At 67.2% G+C, this 15012-nt stretch carries 14 protein-coding genes and 1 riboswitch; of the genes, 6 read left to right on the top strand and 8 right to left on the bottom strand.

Features of this window, described 5'->3' with window-relative positions; all coding sequences use genetic code 11:
• Positions 1–10 precede the first annotated feature (10 nt).
• Together AC3ANP_RS07180 and AC3ANP_RS07175 are read right to left on the bottom strand one after the other, a co-directional pair.
• Positions 11–3184: a S8 family serine peptidase gene (locus AC3ANP_RS07180; RefSeq protein WP_488332639.1), complete on the bottom strand. Its 3174-nt coding sequence runs from the start codon at positions 3182–3184 to the stop codon at positions 11–13.
• Positions 3185–3504: 320 nt separating this feature from the next.
• Positions 3505–3693 (bottom strand): hypothetical protein, encoded by a 189-nt coding sequence (locus AC3ANP_RS07175; RefSeq protein ID WP_488332638.1) that lies wholly within the window; start codon positions 3691–3693, stop codon positions 3505–3507.
• Between the two features lie 215 nt (positions 3694–3908).
• Here AC3ANP_RS07175 and purS point away from each other — a divergent pair, with 215 nt between their 5' ends.
• Genes purS through purL form a run of 3 tightly spaced genes read left to right on the top strand, consistent with a single transcriptional unit; the run spans position 3909 to position 7256 of the window.
• Positions 3909–4160 carry a phosphoribosylformylglycinamidine synthase subunit PurS gene (gene purS / locus AC3ANP_RS07170; protein ID WP_011690410.1) on the top strand — a complete coding sequence of 84 codons (252 nt, stop codon included), beginning with the start codon at positions 3909–3911 and terminating at the stop codon, positions 4158–4160.
• 1 nt (position 4161) lies between these two features.
• Positions 4162–4950 (top strand): phosphoribosylformylglycinamidine synthase subunit PurQ, encoded by a 789-nt coding sequence (purQ, locus tag AC3ANP_RS07165; RefSeq protein ID WP_488332637.1) that lies wholly within the window; start codon positions 4162–4164, stop codon positions 4948–4950.
• The gene (purL, locus tag AC3ANP_RS07160) at positions 4947–7256 is read left to right on the top strand and encodes a phosphoribosylformylglycinamidine synthase subunit PurL (protein WP_488332636.1); all 2310 of its coding nucleotides are present in this window, start codon (positions 4947–4949) and stop codon (positions 7254–7256) included. Before purQ ends, purL begins: the two co-directional genes overlap by 4 nt.
• A 92-nt stretch (positions 7257–7348) precedes the next feature.
• On the opposite strand, the gene AC3ANP_RS07155 is transcribed toward purL, so the two are convergent.
• From AC3ANP_RS07155 to AC3ANP_RS07130, 6 genes are all read right to left on the bottom strand, one after another.
• The gene (locus tag AC3ANP_RS07155) at positions 7349–8290 is read right to left on the bottom strand and encodes a type IV toxin-antitoxin system AbiEi family antitoxin (RefSeq protein WP_488332635.1); all 942 of its coding nucleotides are present in this window, start codon (positions 8288–8290) and stop codon (positions 7349–7351) included.
• A gap of 120 nt (positions 8291–8410) precedes the next feature.
• The gene (locus tag AC3ANP_RS07150) at positions 8411–8704 is read right to left on the bottom strand and encodes a DUF503 domain-containing protein (protein WP_488332634.1); all 294 of its coding nucleotides are present in this window, start codon (positions 8702–8704) and stop codon (positions 8411–8413) included.
• A gap of 23 nt (positions 8705–8727) precedes the next feature.
• Complete coding sequence (locus AC3ANP_RS07145; protein WP_488332633.1) at positions 8728–9045, bottom strand: putative quinol monooxygenase; 318 nt, start codon at positions 9043–9045, stop codon at positions 8728–8730.
• Between the two features lie 73 nt (positions 9046–9118).
• Complete coding sequence (locus AC3ANP_RS07140) at positions 9119–9721, bottom strand: hypothetical protein (protein ID WP_488332632.1); 603 nt, start codon at positions 9719–9721, stop codon at positions 9119–9121.
• Positions 9722–9735: 14 nt separating this feature from the next.
• Positions 9736–10284 carry a DUF1990 domain-containing protein gene (locus AC3ANP_RS07135; RefSeq protein WP_488332631.1) on the bottom strand — a complete coding sequence of 183 codons (549 nt, stop codon included), beginning with the start codon at positions 10282–10284 and terminating at the stop codon, positions 9736–9738.
• On the bottom strand, positions 10281–10694 hold the full coding sequence (locus tag AC3ANP_RS07130; RefSeq protein ID WP_488332630.1) for an MmcQ/YjbR family DNA-binding protein: 414 nt from the start codon (positions 10692–10694) through the stop codon (positions 10281–10283). The genes AC3ANP_RS07135 and AC3ANP_RS07130 overlap by 4 nt, the downstream gene beginning before the upstream one ends.
• Before the next feature lie 234 nt (positions 10695–10928).
• Positions 10929–11111: riboswitch (M-box (ykoK) riboswitch) on the top strand.
• 235 nt (positions 11112–11346) lie between these two features.
• Here AC3ANP_RS07130 and AC3ANP_RS07125 point away from each other — a divergent pair.
• The 3 genes from AC3ANP_RS07125 to AC3ANP_RS07115 are packed head-to-tail and all read left to right on the top strand — an operon-like array spanning position 11347 to position 14947.
• The gene (locus AC3ANP_RS07125; protein ID WP_488332629.1) at positions 11347–13083 is read left to right on the top strand and encodes an ABC transporter permease; all 1737 of its coding nucleotides are present in this window, start codon (positions 11347–11349) and stop codon (positions 13081–13083) included.
• 53 nt (positions 13084–13136) lie between these two features.
• Positions 13137–14507, top strand: a complete 1371-nt coding sequence (locus AC3ANP_RS07120) for an ABC transporter ATP-binding protein (protein ID WP_488332628.1) — start codon at positions 13137–13139, stop codon at positions 14505–14507.
• Positions 14504–14947, top strand: a complete 444-nt coding sequence (locus AC3ANP_RS07115; RefSeq protein ID WP_488332627.1) for a hypothetical protein — start codon at positions 14504–14506, stop codon at positions 14945–14947. The genes AC3ANP_RS07120 and AC3ANP_RS07115 overlap by 4 nt, the downstream gene beginning before the upstream one ends.
• The last annotated feature ends 65 nt before the right edge of the window (positions 14948–15012 follow it).

Genomic DNA, 15012 nt, shown 5'->3' with positions numbered 1-15012 from the left:
CTCAAGGGTGCTAGATGGCGTTGTTCGGGGCCGGCGCCACGGCCGGGCTCACGACCTTCGCCTGCTCCTTCTTCACCTTGGCGCCCTGTTCGAGCGCCGCCGCGTCGCCGGTACCGGCTTCGTCACCCGGGCCTGCGTTTTTGGCCTGGTCCTCCGCGGGCGGGGCAACGGCGGCGGTTCCGGCCGGGGTCACCACGACGTTGACGAAGGTCGGCTCACTCGCGCCGGCGAAGGTCACCCGGCCAATGTAGGAGCCGGCGGCCAGCCCGGTCCATTTCAGCGTGACCTTGCCGGCCTTGCCGTTGGTCAGCTTCAACGGGTTCGGCGAGAGCGTCGCGTTCCCCACGTTGGCGCCCAGCACGGCCGCCTCGACGGACGCCTTGGTTGCCTTGCCGCCCGGGCTGGAGTACAGATTCGCGTAGATCGTGTACTGGCCTGCGGCCGGGTTCGGGATGGACAGCGACTCGCTCGACGATGAGGTTGCCACCTGTTCGACGCCCCTGGGCGTGACGACCCACATGTCGAAGTCCGCGTTCGGGTCAGAGGACAGCACCGAGAACTTCGCCAGCGGCACTCCTGCCGGGACCTGTACGCTCTTGACGAACGTCGAGGCGTCGGCCCGGCCCGTGAACGGACCCGGCACCAGCTCCACGGCGGAGGAGTCCGCCTTGGAGAGTCCGTCCAGCGTCATGCTGGTCGAACCGTTGGTCCCGGACACCACCGTGATATCGCCGGAGCCGTTCGCCGACTGGGTTGTGAAAGTGACATCCTTCGGCGCCACGACAGCCTGCGGCCGGACCGAAATCGGCGAAGCGACGGTCTTGCCGGCGGCCTCCCAGGTCAGCGAGCCCATGGCGAACTTGCCAAGCACCGCACCCTGGTTTTCGAAGGTGACCTTGAAGGTGCGCTGTTCGCCCGCTGCCTTGAAGTTCAGCGCGGCCGGAGCGACGCTTACCTTGATGCCCGGGACGTTGGCGGAGACCTTGTAGACACCGGGAGTCAGTGCGGTCACCGTGCGGGTCACCTCGATTTTGCCGGTGAGGTTGCCAAGCGCGAAGGAGGGAACGTTCATGTCCCGGGCCTTGGTGCTGGACTTCAGGCCCAGGTCGACGCCGGTGCCCTGGATGAACTTCAGGTAGTCCTCGGTGCCGGCGTCGTAGACGAGGCCGGGGTCGACCATGCGGGCCGGATCGACCTCGCCCGCGCCGGTAGCGTGGACGTCGGTGTCTTTGGAGCCGTCAGCGAGTTTGACGTCGGAGGCGGTGGTCATCATGGCGGACTTCACCGTGGCCGGTGACCAGCCCGGGTTCTTGCCCAGCAGCAGCGCACCGAAGCCGGCAACGTGCGGGGCCGCCATCGAGGTGCCGGACATGAAGCCGAACTTGGCCCCGTCGGAGCCGATCGGCGAGACGCCGGCCAGCACGGCAACGCCGGGAGCGGCAACATCGGGCTTCAGCAGGTCTGAGCCGGTGGCGAGCAGCGGGCCGCGGGAGGAAAAGCCGGCGATCTGCGGCTGGGCCTCCAGCGGCAGGCCGGTGGTGTCCTTGTTGACCAGGGAGACCTTGATGCCCGGGGTGGCTGCGACCTTGTCCTTAATGGCCTGCGTGGCCGGCGGGTTGACGTGGACCGTCGGTACGGAGTGCTGGTCGGTGTCCAGCGAGGAGTTGGTCAGGTTGACCAGGATCATGCCCACGCCGCCACCGCGGGCGACCTCGGCGCTCTTGGCGACGCGGTCAACGACTCCGCGGTCGCAGACGACGACCTTGCCGGCGACCTTCGCCGGGTCCAAGGTGTTCGGTCCACAGAGCGCGGGCGAGGACGGTGCGTTGGCGGCAGCCGCATTGGCAGCGAGCACGACACCGGCGTCCTTGACCTCGCGGTTCATGATGCTGGCGCCGCGGTACTTGCTGCCGTCGGCAAACTCGATGGTGCCCTGGAGCTCCTGGGAGAAGCTGCTGGCAGCGACCGTGGTGACCCACGGCGCGCCGTGGTTCACCGTGCTGGCCGTCGGACCGGAGTTGCCGGCCGAGGCGGCCACGAAGATGCCGGTGGCGGCGGCGTTCAGGAACGCCACCGAGACCGGGTCAACCACGGACGTGGCGGATCCGGAGATCGAGTAGTTCAGGACGTCCACGCCGTCCGCGATGGCCTGCTCCACAGCGGCCACCGAGGAGGAGCTGTAGCAGCCGCCGGTGTTCGGATCGGTATCCTCCCAGCACACCTTGTAGATCGAGAGCTTGGCGGCGGGTGCGATGCCGCTGGTGAGGCCGAAGCTCCGGCCGTCGACGAACGTTTCGACGTTCGCGTTGCCGGCGGCGGTGCTCGCCGTGTGCGTGCCATGGCTGGCGACGTCGACCGGGGAGAGCTGCTCCTCCGGGGCGCGTTCGTCCTCGGGGACGTAGCGCAGGAAGTCGTCGGCGAAGTAGTGTGCGCTGAGGACCTTGGAGTTGCAGGCGGACCCGTCGAAGGCCGCGCCGGTTCCGGTGCCCTTCTGGCACTCTCCGGTGAAGGTGTCGCCGTCGGCCTTCAGCATGGCGATCTTGCCGTCCGGGGTGCGGTACGGGACGCCGACGACGGGCTGGCCGACCAGCGGTTTGACCGGCTCGCCGGCGAAGAAGGCGCTGTCCGGGGTGTAGCCCGTGTCAATGACGCCGACAACGACACCCTTGCCGGCCCCGTCCTGGCCGCCGAATTTGCTGTTCCAGGTGCCGTTGGGACCGCTGAGCTTGAGGAAATCGGTGCTGGAGTAGTCGGGGGTGTTCTCGGTGTCGGGGGCGACCACCAGCACGCCCGGATCCTTCGCGAGCTTGACGGCCTGGTCCGTGGTCAGGGTGGCACTGAAGCCGTTGACCGCCGCGGAGTACTGGCGCTGCATCTTGACGTTCTGCCGGCCGGCGACGTCTGCCTGCTTCTTTTCCAGGTGCGCCCGGTACTTCTTGACCTCGGCCTTGTTGGTGTCGAGTTTTTTGCCCTTTGCGGGCTTCGTGGCCGGAAGATCGGCGGCGGAGCCCTCATAGGTGGCGGCCGGCTGCTCGGCGAGGAGCACGATATAGCGTCCGTCAGGGTAGCTGGCGGGGTCGGTGTTTTTCTGGGCCACTTCGGTGACGGTGGAACCCGGTGCTGCGGTGGCTGGCGTGATGGCGACGGTGGCGAGGAGAACCGGTAAGCCCAGGGTCAGTGCCACTGCCCTCCGGAGTCCCCCGCTTCGAAGGAAGCTCTTTCCTGGTGATTTCACGAGTGATTTGAACCTTTCAGAAGGAACGGTCCCGGCGCCCTTGCCGGGGGCGACGGCGGAAACAGGCCGGGGAACAGGAGCTGAGTCTCGTGCCCGCGCGTCTACCAGCCGAGTCATACAGTACAGACTGAGAGCCGAATATGACATAGGCCACACGTCCCTTACCAAACTTTGTCAAAGAGCTCGACAAGCGGGGTCCGTTTTTGGCCATGGCAAAGCCGGGACGGCGTGGCCGTCCCGGCTTGGGTCAGGATGCGTCCGGGGGCGCGCTACTGGCGGGGCGTGCGGACCACCTCGCTGATCCAGGCCCGGGTCTTGTCGTCCAGCGGACCGGCAACGTTGCTGCTGGCCTTCGCGGCGCGGTCCGCCCTGATCTTCTGCAGCACCATGCGGCCCAGACCCGCAAAGACAGCCGCGGCAACCACGGGAAGCAACACGGATCTCGGTTTCTCAGCCATGCGCACATCCTACTGAGCGCGCCCGGCGGAGGCCATAGCCGGTCCCTGCTGCCCCTGGCCGCCCCGAATACGCCCCGGCGCTCGGCGCCCGGTAGAATGGGCATGCAAGCTCGCGGAGCGCCCGGACCACCCTGTCTACTTCACACAGCGGATCGGCGTGAGACGGCACTACTCCGCTGCGCCCTTACCCAATGCTCATGCACAGGAGTTGCCGGATGCCCCGGATCGTTGTCGACGTCATGCCCAAGCCCGAGATTCTTGACCCGCAGGGGAAGGCCATCGTGGGTGCACTGCCCCGTCTGGGCTTCACCGCCTTCAGCTCTGTCCGCCAGGGCAAGCGCTTCGAGCTGACAGTGGACGGCGAGGTGACCGAGGAGATCCTCGCCCAGGCGCGCAACGCCGCCGAAACCCTGCTTTCGAACCCGGTGATCGAGGACGTCGTCAACGTCGAGGTCGTCGAGGCCTGACATGACTGAACTCCCCCTGATCGGCGGGACCACCGCCGACGCGCCCGACGCCCGCCAGCTCGCTGGTGCGAAGATCGGCGTCGTCACCTTCCCCGGCACCCTGGATGACCGGGACGCCGCCCGCGCCGTCCGCCTCGCCGGCGGCACCCCGGTGGCACTCTGGCACGCCGACACGACCCTTGGCGACGTCGACGCCGTGATCATCCCCGGCGGCTTTTCCTACGGCGACTACCTCCGGGCCGGCGCGATCTCCCGCTTCGCCCCGCTGATGGCCAAGGTGATCGACGCGGCCAACTCCGCGGCGAAGCTGCCGGTGCTGGGCATCTGCAACGGCTTCCAGATCCTCACCGAGTCGCACCTGCTGCCGGGCTCGATGATTAAGAACGACCACCTGAAGTTCCTCTGCCGGGACCAGGTCCTGCGGGTGGAGAACAACACCACCGACTGGACCGGCGACTACGCGGCCGGCCAGGAAATCACCGTTCCGCTGAAGAACCAGGACGGCCAGTACATCGCGGACGAGAAAACCCTCGACGCGCTGGAGGCCGAAGGCCGGGTGGTGTTCCGCTACGTCGGCTGGAACCCGAACGGCTCCCGCCGCGGCATCGCCGGCATCTCGAATCCCGGGGGCAACGTGGTGGGCCTCATGCCGCACCCCGAACACGCCACCGAGGCTGGCTTCGGCCCCGAACCCGTCCTTTCCGGCCCAGCCGGAACCGGCGGCTCGGACACCGACGGGCTCGCGTTCTTCACCTCCGTCCTGAACAAGATTGTGGGAGGCGCCAAGTGACCACGGAAACCACCAAGAAATTCAACATCGACACGGTCGCGAACGCCGCTAAGACTCCGGACACCCAGCTGCCGTGGGCCGAACTGGGCCTGAAACAGAACGAATTCGACGACGTCGTCAAGGTCCTGGGCCGCCGCCCGACCGGCGCCGAGCTCGCCATGTACTCGGTGATGTGGAGCGAGCACTGCTCCTACAAGTCCTCCAAAAACCACCTGCGCCAGTTCGGCGAAAAGGTCACCGAGGAGATGAAGAAGGACATGCTGGTGGGCATCGGCGAGAACGCCGGCGTCACCAACCTGGGCGACGGCTGGGCCGTGACGTTCAAGATCGAGTCGCACAACTCGCCGTCGTACGTTGAGCCGTACCAGGGTGCCGCGACCGGCATCGGCGGGATTGTCCGCGACATCATCTCGATGGGCGCCCGGCCCGTGGCCGTGATGGATCCGCTCCGCTTCGGCGCCATCGACCACCCGGACACCGCCCGGGTCATGCACGGCGCCGTCGCCGGCATCGGCGGCTACGGCAACTCCCTGGGCCTGCCGAACATCGGCGGCGAAATGGTCTTCGACTCCGTCTACCAGGGCAACCCGCTGGTCAACGCCCTCGCTGTCGGCGTCATGCGGCACGAGGACATCCGGCTCGCCAACGCCTCCGGCAAGGGCAACAAAGTGGTGCTGTTCGGCGCCCGCACCGGCGGCGACGGGATCGGGGGCGCCTCCGTGCTGGCCTCGGAATCGTTCGATGAGACCAAGCCCTCGAAGCGCCCGGCGGTACAGGTGGGCGACCCGTTCGCCGAAAAGGTCCTGATCGAGTGCTGCCTGGAACTGTTCAAGGGCTCCCTGGTGGAGGGCATCCAGGACCTCGGCGCGGCCGGCATCTCCTGCGCCACCTCCGAGCTCGCCTCCAACGGCGACGGCGGCATGGAGGTTGAATTGACCTCAGTCCTGCTGCGCGACCCGACGCTCACGCCGGGCGAGATCCTGATGTCCGAGTCACAGGAACGCATGATGGCCGTGGTGACCCCGGAGAACGTCGCCGCTTTCGAGGCGGTCATGGACAAGTGGGCCGTGGAATACTCCTGGCTGGGCGAGGTGACCGACACCGGGCGCCTGGTCATCACCTGGGACGGCGAAGTGATCGTCGACGTCGACCCCCGCACGGTGGCCCATGACGGGCCGGTCTATGACCGGCCCTACGCCCGGCCCGGCTGGCAGGACGCCGTCCAGGCCGACGCCTTTACCGGCTCCGTGCAGGATGCCGGCCGTCCGTCCGCGCCCGCTGAGCTGGCCGCAGCGGTCACCGAACTCGTCGCGTCCCCGAACATGTGCAGCAAGGCCTGGATCACCAACCAGTACGACCGCTACGTCGGCGGCAACACCGCCATGGCGTTCCCGGACGACGCCGGCGTGGTGCGGGTGGACGAGGAAACCGGCCTGGGCGTCGCCCTGGCCACCGACGCGAACGGGCGGTACGCCTACCTTGACCCGTACCACGGCGCGCAGCTGGCACTCGCCGAGGCCTACCGCAACGTGTCCACCTCGGGCGCCGTGCCGATGGCCGTCAGCGACTGCCTGAACTTCGGCTCCCCCGAGGATCCGGACGTCATGTGGCAGCTTGCCGAAGCCATCCGCGGCCTCTCCGACGCCTGCAGGGTGCTAGGGATCCCGGTCACCGGCGGCAACGTCTCGCTCTACAACCAGACCGGAACCGTCCCGATTCACCCCTCCCCCGTGGTTGCCGTGCTGGGCAAGCTCGACGACGTCGCCCGCCGTACGCCGTCGGGCTGGCGGGAGGACGGCCAGGCCATCTACCTGCTGGGCACGACCGCGGCTGAACTGGACGGGTCCGAGTGGGCCAAGCTGCGCGGCCACCTGGGCGGACTGCCGCCGAAGGTTGACCTCGCCGCCGAGCGCGCGCTGGGTGAAATCCTGATCAACGCCTCGCGTGACGGCATGATCGATTCGGCCCACGACCTGTCCGAAGGCGGCCTCGCGGCGGCCCTGGTGGAGTCTGCGCTGCGCTACGGCACCGGCGCCCGGATCGCGCTGCAGGACGTCCTGGACCGCGACGGCGTTGACCTGTTCACCGCGCTGTTCTCGGAGTCCCAGGCCCGCGCCATCGTGGCCGTGCCCCGCTCCGAGGAGATCCGGTTCAAGGACATGTGCACCGCCCGCGGCTTCGCCCACACCCGGATCGGGGTGGTGGATGCCGAGAGCGGCACGCTCGAGATCAGCGGCGTCGAGACGATGCACCTGGACGCCCTCCGCGAAGCGCACGAGGCGACGCTGCCGAAGTACTTCGGCTGACGCTTCCGGTGTAGCCTCACCTGGCGCCCCGTCGAGTGCTCCGTAACGGCCCTTTTGAACGCTCAAAACGGCCGCTACAGAGCACTCGATGGTTATCGGGCCGGGCGCCAGCCGGCCTGGACCAATGCAGTCCGGACTTTGGCCACCGCGGCTTTGGCGTCACCGTGCATGTGGCGTTTGGATATCCGGACCTCGGTCCAGCCGAGCGCCGCGTACCGCTCGGACCGGGCAATGTCCCGGACAACCTGGGCCCCGTCTCCGTGGTGCTCGCCCTCGTACTCGATCCCGATCCGGTACTTCCGGTAGGAGAGGTCGGGTTCGTGGTGCCGGGCGCCGTCGTCGTCGACGATCGGCACATTCAATTCCGGTTCCGGAAGGCCGGCCCGGACGATGCCAAGTCTCAGCAGGGACTCCTGCGGAGAATCCGAGCCGACCCGGATGAGTGTGATCGCTTCCCTGGCCTTCCGAATTCCGCGCTTCCCTTTGTGCCGGTCGATCATCCGCTGCAGGTCCCCGATGCTGCAGAGCGGCACGTCCCGTCCCTCCAGCGAACGCCGGGGCTCCCGGACGCAACTATCACCGACCACGATGAGTTCATCGACGGTGAGCATTTCGGCTAGATCCAGCCAGGTCCGCTCCGGGGTGGTGACGGGAACCCCGTCCAGGAGCGTAATTTCGTCGTCGTAAAGCTTCATCCGGTGCACGATGACATGTGGCCGGTTGAGATGGGCTGCGCCCTCGGGTCTGATGACGTGGTACATCTGCGGGCCCTCCTTCTGGCGCCGCGCCGGAAGCAGACCAAGTTCCGCCGCGGTGAGGTGCGACGCGGCGCATCGCTCGTTGACCTCAATGAATGGCCGGACCCGCAGGAGCAATGGAAGCTCCGGCGTCGGGCCTGCGGAACGAATCCCCCTGCCAAGCGTTGCCAGGGAGCGGTGTCGGAGCCGCTTGCGCGACACTCCGGCCCCCACAGCTTCAACAACGGTGAAGGGACGTTCTTGGAAATCCTCCGGCAGCGGTCGGGCGGTCTTCATGGCTACATCAGAACAGAACCGCAAAAGAGCCGCTGATCTTATCCACAGGCCGAATCCGTTGCTCCGAAAGTGCCGTATTGAGGCGTCAAAAGGGCGTTATCGGAGCAATCGACGGGGGGCTTAGTCGTCGCTGCGGATTTCGCGCTGCCGGGCGCTCAGCAGCTCGACTTCCGGCCGCGCGGCGACGAAGCGTTCGACGGCGGCCAGCACCTCGATCAGGTGTGCCCGGTCCGCTGACACCAGCCCGGCACCGATCACCGTGCGCCGGTACTGGTCGTGGTAGGCCGCCTCGGTGACGGAAACGTCGAAGCGGCGCCTGAGTTCGGCCAGGACCGGCCGGATCAGGGACCGCTTCTCCTTCAGGCTGTGAACGTCACCCAGGAGCACGTCGCATTCGATCCAGCCGATCCACATGGCCCCACTGTATCGATACGGGCTCAGATGGCGAGTTCGCCCATCCTGTCCCAACCCTCGCCGTCGAGCTGGCGGCTGATGATCCACGGCGTTTCGACGAGTGCCTGCCGCAGATCGGTCATGGCCTGCTTGAAATGGCTGCTGTTGACGTGGTCGCCGGCGGCGTCGTCCTTGAAGGCTTCGACCAGGACGAATTCGTTGGGGTCCTCCACACTGCGGGACCACTCGAACCACAGGTTGCCGGGCTCCTGCCGGGTGGCGGCGGTGAAGTCCTCTACCAGGCCGAGCCACCGCTCGGACCAGTCGGGCTTGACCTTGAATTTGACGACGATGAAGATCACGGCTGCGCCTTTCTGTCTGGGTGTTTCAGTCTGTCCATTCTCGCAGCTGACCTGCCGTGCGGCGCGGGCCCCGTCAGCAGCTGGCGAGGGCGGTCCGGGCCGCTTCCTGCTGCTGTGGGGTGCCCACCCTTTCCGCCCACTGTTCGGCCAGTTGGAATTCGACCATCGCCTCGGCGCACCGCCCCGCGTCGTGCAGGGTCCGGCCGAGGTTGTTGTGCAGCGCCACCATCCACCGCTTGGTTCGCAGGTCATGCACTGTGGACGCGTATTCCAGGGCGCTCCTGGTCCAGATTTCGGTGTGCGCACTGTCAGCGATCGCCAGCATGTGCAGGGCGTCCACGGCGAGGAATTCTTCGCTGAGGTGGTCGGCGAGTTCGGCGGCCTGTTCAAACAGCGGGACCGCCATCTGCGCGTGGCCGCCGGAGTTCAGCAGCCGGCCACGCTCCAACAGCACCCGCACGGCCACGGTCGGTTCCTCCCCGTCGATCGAGTCCAGCAGCACGTCTGCTTCCTCGTACCGGCCCTGCAGTCCGATGGCCCGGCCCAGCTGGGTGGCAAGCTCGGCCCGCTCGTCGGCGTCGTAGGACGGGTCCGCACAGGCGGCGCGGAAGCGTTCCTCCGACTGGGCGGGATTTTCGAAGTCCCATAGAAGGTCAAGGGTCTGTTGCGTCAGCATTGATCTGCTCCTGCTCAGTTCACACCTGCGGCCAGTTCTTGTGCACTCCTAAGGTATCGGGAAGTGACCAGCCGCGGCGCCCAGGCCGTGACGGCGCCGCCGGCTGCGTAGAACCGGTTGGCCGGGCCGCCGAAGGCCGTCACCGTGATCAGCACGGCCCCGTGCGGGTCGAGTGAAATCTCGAAGGATTCCTCGCCGCGGACGGGGTGGCCGGGCAGCGTTCCGTAGCCGAATCCTGCGGACTGCGGGCCGCCGCCGGGGACGGGACGGTGCACCCACACCACCTCGCAGGGGGCGTTGATCCGGAACGGACCGACGCCGAAGCCGCTCACCACGCGTGTTCCCGAGGCCACGACGCCGGACTCCGCCCGGACCCGCAGCCCGGCACGCCGGTGCAGTTCCCACGTCAGCAGCCCCCGCACGGCGCGGCGGTAGGCCGCTTCCCCCTCGCCCAGGCGGGCCTGCCGGACGAGCCACTCACTGCCCGCCGGCGGGATACCGGTTTCGGTGGCGCCAATGCCGGCATAGTTCAGCTCGCCGCCGGCGATCCTGGGCCGGCTCACGGTTGCGGGTTTCCGCGGGCCAGCCGGGCCCAGCCCAATTGCTCCTGCTGCCGGCGGCTCAAGGTCGCAACCACCAGGTCGTAGGAGTCTTCGACCATGTCCCGGAGCATGGAATCGGGCAGTGAGCCATCCAGCCGGACCCCGTTCCAGTGCCGCTTGTTCAGGTGCCAGGCGGCGGTAATTTCCGGGTGCGCCGCACGCAACTGCTCGGCCAGGGCAGGCTCGCATTTCAAGCTCACGACCAAGGTCACAGCATCCAGCGCGGACAGGGCGAATACCTTCGCCTCGTGTCTGGCTCCTCCGGGCACGGCGGAGCGCACCTTGAAAACAGCTGTTTCCGGGCCAAACGGGTAGTCCTCGAAGGCACCTGGAAAGCCCAGGCAGATCCGGCGGAGTGCTGCTGCGTCCATGCTGCGAGCATACGCAGGCTTGCTCGAGTTTGCCCCGTCACCAGCGATCTCGTCGTCGAAGGCCGGGCAGTGCTCAAGCCGGCAATCCGTGCCGGCGATCGATAGCGCAGCCGGTTCTTCGCCCCGGGTGCGGACCCGGTCCGGGTGAGATCTCCGGGCACCGTTAATGTTCCATTAGGGACCGGCCGACGAAGTTGACCGGCGTGAGTGCCGGCGGTTATGGTCAGGAGCGTCGCAACACCTTGTTCGGTGAGGCTTCTGCATGGACACAGGCCACTGACCCTTCCTGTCGAAAGACACTCCCGGTCAGGACAGGTCTCCCCGGATTAAGGGGTGACCCCAAGTGGCTTCCCGTCGGCGTTGAGCCGGGAAGGGATCACGCCGTGCAGTGCCAAAGCTCTGACGAGGAGGTGTTTCAGGTCCCGCCGGTGAGCCGGGGACCGTTCTCCTTGTTGCGCCGTGACGGTAACTGATGGTTACCTGCGGCCCGTTGCCGCAGGAGCGAGCGGAGGGAGGTGAGGGTGTGAAACCCGGACCGCATAGACACGTGTTCCCCTCAACCTGCTTCCTCTCTTCCCGCCGACGGATGAACCTCCCCTGCCTGAACCGGTGAGGTCCCGGCCCGCCGGCGCTGTCCCGTGCGGAGACCATCATGTCCTTGTTTCGTTCCTTTCCCAGTACCGGTGTGCTGCGCTGGCCCGCCCTGCGCTGGGTTGACCTTCTCGTCGGCGGCGCCCTGCTGGTACTGCTGTTCCTGCTGGTGCGTCTGGGCCCGTCGTTGAATGCCCCGTTTGACGTCGGTTCGGCACCGGCCCAGGTCTCGACGGACCCGGCCGAGCTGCCGTATTACGCGGCCCGGTCCCTGCTGCGGATGTTCGTCGCGCTTGGGGCGAGCATCGTGTTTACTTTTGTTTTCGCCCCGGCCGCGGCCCGGATCCCGCGCGCGGAGAAGGTGCTGCTTCCGGTCCTGGACATCCTGCAGTCCGTGCCGATCCTGGGCTTCCTGTCCGTGACCGTCACGGGGTTCATTGCCTTGTTCCCGCACTCGATGCTCGGACTGGAATGCGCGGCGGTCTTCGCGATCTTCACCTCCCAGGCCTGGAACATGGCGTTCGCGTTCTACTACGCCCTGATCAGCCAGCCACAGGAACTCGATGAGGCGGCACGGCTGATGCGGCTGACCAAGTGGCAGCGGTTCTGGAAGCTGGACGTGCCGGCCGGGATGATCCCGCTGGTGTGGAACGGGATGATGAGCTTCGGTGGCGGATGGTTCTTCCTCGCCGCCGCCGAGGCCATCTCGGTGAACAACCAGGACTACGCCCTGCCGGGCGTCGGCGCCTATGTGGCCGCGGCCGTCCAGCAGGGCCAGCTGGGCCGGGTCTGGTGGGCGATACTTGCCATGGCGATCATGGTCCTGGGAACCAACTTTCTGTTCTGGCGCCCCCTGGTGGCGTGGGCAGAAAAGTTCCGGCAGGAAGACACTGCAGCCGCCGAGAAGCCGCGCAGCCTGGTCCTGGACACGCTCCGCCGCTCAAGCCTGCCGCACGCCTTCGCCCGGGCAACCGCACCGGCCGGGCGGGCCCTTGACACGCTAACCCGTCCGTTCGGGCTGGCAGAACACCCCCTGCACACGCGGGTCCTGGTCCGCCGCGGCGGGGACATTGTCTTCGTTCTCGTCGTGAGCGCGGCCGTGCTCTTCGGTGTCTGGCATGCTCTGGTGTTCCTTCACGACGGTGTCGGTCTGGACGCTTTCGAGGAGGCCTTGGCCCTCGGCGCCCTCACCTTCGCCCGGGTCATCGTCGTCGTGGCGGTTGCGACCTTTGTATGGGTTCCGGTGGGGGTGTGGGTCGGGATGAATCCCCGGGTCAGCCGTCTGGCCCAACCCGTCGTGCAGCTGCTGGCCAGTTTCCCGGCGAACTTCCTCTTCCCTTTCATCATCGCGTTCTTCGTCGCGGCCAATATCAGCCTGGATGTCGGCGGGATCGCGTTGATGTCCCTGGGCGCCCAGTGGTACATCCTGTTCAACGTCATCGCCGGCGCCAGCGCGATACCCACCGACCTGCGCCAAGTGATGGACAGCTTCGGCGTGACCCGGTGGCAGCGCTGGCGGCGCCTGATCCTCCCGGCCATCTTCCCCTCCTACGTCACAGGCGGTATCACCGCCGCCGGGGGCGCCTGGAACGCCTCTATCGTGGCCGAGATAGTCGTCTACAACCACCAGACCCTCACCGCGACCGGCCTGGGCTCCTACATCGCAGAAGCCACCGGCTCCGGGGACATGGGCCGGGTCCTGGTCGGGGTAATCGTCATGTCCGTCTTCGTTGTCGGCCTCAACCGGCTCTTCTGGCGCCGCCTGTACCGGCTGGCCGAAGCCCGATTCTCCCTCTGAGACCAACCCCGCCCGCAGGCTATTACCGCCCCGTCAGCTCCCAGGAGGGACCCATGACCACCACACCCACCACCGCCGGCACCGAACTGATCACCGTGGAGAACGTCGGGATGACATTCGCGACCGAGGGCGGCTTCCTGACCGTCCTTGACGGCGTGACCCTGACCCTGCACGAGGGGGAAATCGTGGCGCTGCTGGGCCGCAGCGGATCAGGTAAATCGACCCTGCTGCGCTGCATCGCCGGGCTCACCGCCCCCAGCGATGGGACCGTGAAGTACAAGGGGACCATCCTGAACGGCGCGAACCCAGGCGTGGCCATGGTCTTCCAGTCCTTCGCGCTGCTGCCGTGGCTGACCGTGCAGGAAAACGTCGAGCTCGGTCTGGAAGCCCGCGCCGTCCCGGCCGCGGACCGCCGCGAACGCGCCCTCCGTGCGATTGATCTGATCGGCCTGGACGGCTTCGAAAGCGCCTATCCCAAGGAACTCTCCGGCGGCATGCGCCAGCGCGTCGGGTTCGCCCGCGCCCTCGTGGTCGAACCCGACGCGCTGCTGATGGACGAACCCTTCTCGGCACTGGACGTACTCACCAGCGAAAACCTCCGCGGGGAACTCCTGCGCCTGTGGAGCGAAGGCGACATCCCTACCCGCAGCGCCCTGATCGTCACCCACAACATCGAAGAAGCCATCCAGCTCGCGGACCGGGTCATCGTCCTGGACTCCAACCCCGGACGGATTAAAGCAGAACTTGCCATCACATTGCCGCAGCCCCGGGACCGCCGCAGTGCCGCATTCGAGGCCCTCGTCGACGAGGTCTACAGCATCCTCACCGGCCAACCCAGCGGCGCCCGCCAACCGCTAACGGCCGCGCAAAGCCTCTCACCGTTCGGCGCTGAAGGTACCGAATTCGACACCGCCCTGCCGCCTGCCAGCACCGGCGAGCTCGGCGGCCTCCTCGAACTCCTCGCCGCACGCGGCGGCAATGAGGGCTTGGCCGAGATCGCCGACGAGCTGCGTTACGAACTCGATGACCTGCTGCCCCTGGTGGATGCCGCACAGATGCTCAAACTCGCTTACCCCCGGGGTGGCCGGCTGCACTTGAGTGAACAGGGCCGCCGCTACGCCGCCGCAGACCTGCTGCGCGCGAAGGAACAGTTCGCGACCCTCGCAGTGGAACAGGCCCCCCTGGTGCGCAACATCGTCAGGATCCTGCGCCGCAGCGAGAACGGCGCCATCCGCTCCGAAACAATCCTCGCAGATCTCCGCCGGAACTTCAGCGACGCCGACGCGCGGGCCCAACTGGACACCGCCATCGACTGGGGCCGCTACGGCGAGCTCTATGAATACGACGCGGACTCCGACCGGATCCTCCTCCCCACCCACCCCGACGCCGCCATGGCCGGACAAACGACAGGAAAGACCGCATGAACCCGGACACCGAAAGCACCGACGACATCGCGGACCTGTTCGAGAAGGCGGTCGAGACCCTCGCAACTGGAGCCGGACATATCCAACAACGACTTGCCGAAGCGTATGTCCGCAGCCACCTCGGCGATGAGGTGAACATCAGCCCCGACCTGCCCGCGGACGTCTACGCCCTGCAACTGGACCTGCAGGCCGCCATGAGCACCGCGCACGACTCCGAACGCGGTACCGCCGCGACCAGTGCCGGCTCGCTTACCGAGGACCAATGCACCATCCTTGCCCGACGCATCGTGGCAGCGGCACACACAATGCGCGATTCCCGCCTCACGGGGGGGCCGAACAAGCGCCGACGGCATCCGGCCGGCTCACCCTTCGCCGTAGTCGTCCTTTCGACACGGCATCGGACCCCGGTGCTCGGCCGTCGAGACCGCAGACGGACGTAGCCTCTTCGGATACCCCCGTCCATACGATGATCGGTGCGTGCACACCAGAACGGAAGCCACGGAGC

The organism is Arthrobacter sp. JB02-1C (assembly GCF_057748045.1).
Note: the sequence above shows the minus strand (reverse complement) of the source record. Positions and strands in the feature narration are given on the sequence as shown.

Coding starts and splice junctions, on each gene's coding strand:
- purQ (WP_488332637.1), top strand. CDS start 4,162: ATGACTGAACTCCCCCTGATCGGCGGGACCACCGCCGACGCGCCCGAC.
- AC3ANP_RS07130 (WP_488332630.1), bottom strand. CDS start 10,694: ATGGACGCAGCAGCACTCCGCCGGATCTGCCTGGGCTTTCCAGGTGCC.
- purS (WP_011690410.1), top strand. CDS start 3,909: ATGCCCCGGATCGTTGTCGACGTCATGCCCAAGCCCGAGATTCTTGAC.
- AC3ANP_RS07150 (WP_488332634.1), bottom strand. CDS start 8,704: ATGTGGATCGGCTGGATCGAATGCGACGTGCTCCTGGGTGACGTTCAC.
- AC3ANP_RS07125 (WP_488332629.1), top strand. CDS start 11,347: ATGTCCTTGTTTCGTTCCTTTCCCAGTACCGGTGTGCTGCGCTGGCCC.
- AC3ANP_RS07120 (WP_488332628.1), top strand. CDS start 13,137: ATGACCACCACACCCACCACCGCCGGCACCGAACTGATCACCGTGGAG.
- AC3ANP_RS07115 (WP_488332627.1), top strand. CDS start 14,504: ATGAACCCGGACACCGAAAGCACCGACGACATCGCGGACCTGTTCGAG.
- AC3ANP_RS07175 (WP_488332638.1), bottom strand. CDS start 3,693: ATGGCTGAGAAACCGAGATCCGTGTTGCTTCCCGTGGTTGCCGCGGCT.
- AC3ANP_RS07155 (WP_488332635.1), bottom strand. CDS start 8,290: ATGAAGACCGCCCGACCGCTGCCGGAGGATTTCCAAGAACGTCCCTTC.
- AC3ANP_RS07140 (WP_488332632.1), bottom strand. CDS start 9,721: ATGCTGACGCAACAGACCCTTGACCTTCTATGGGACTTCGAAAATCCC.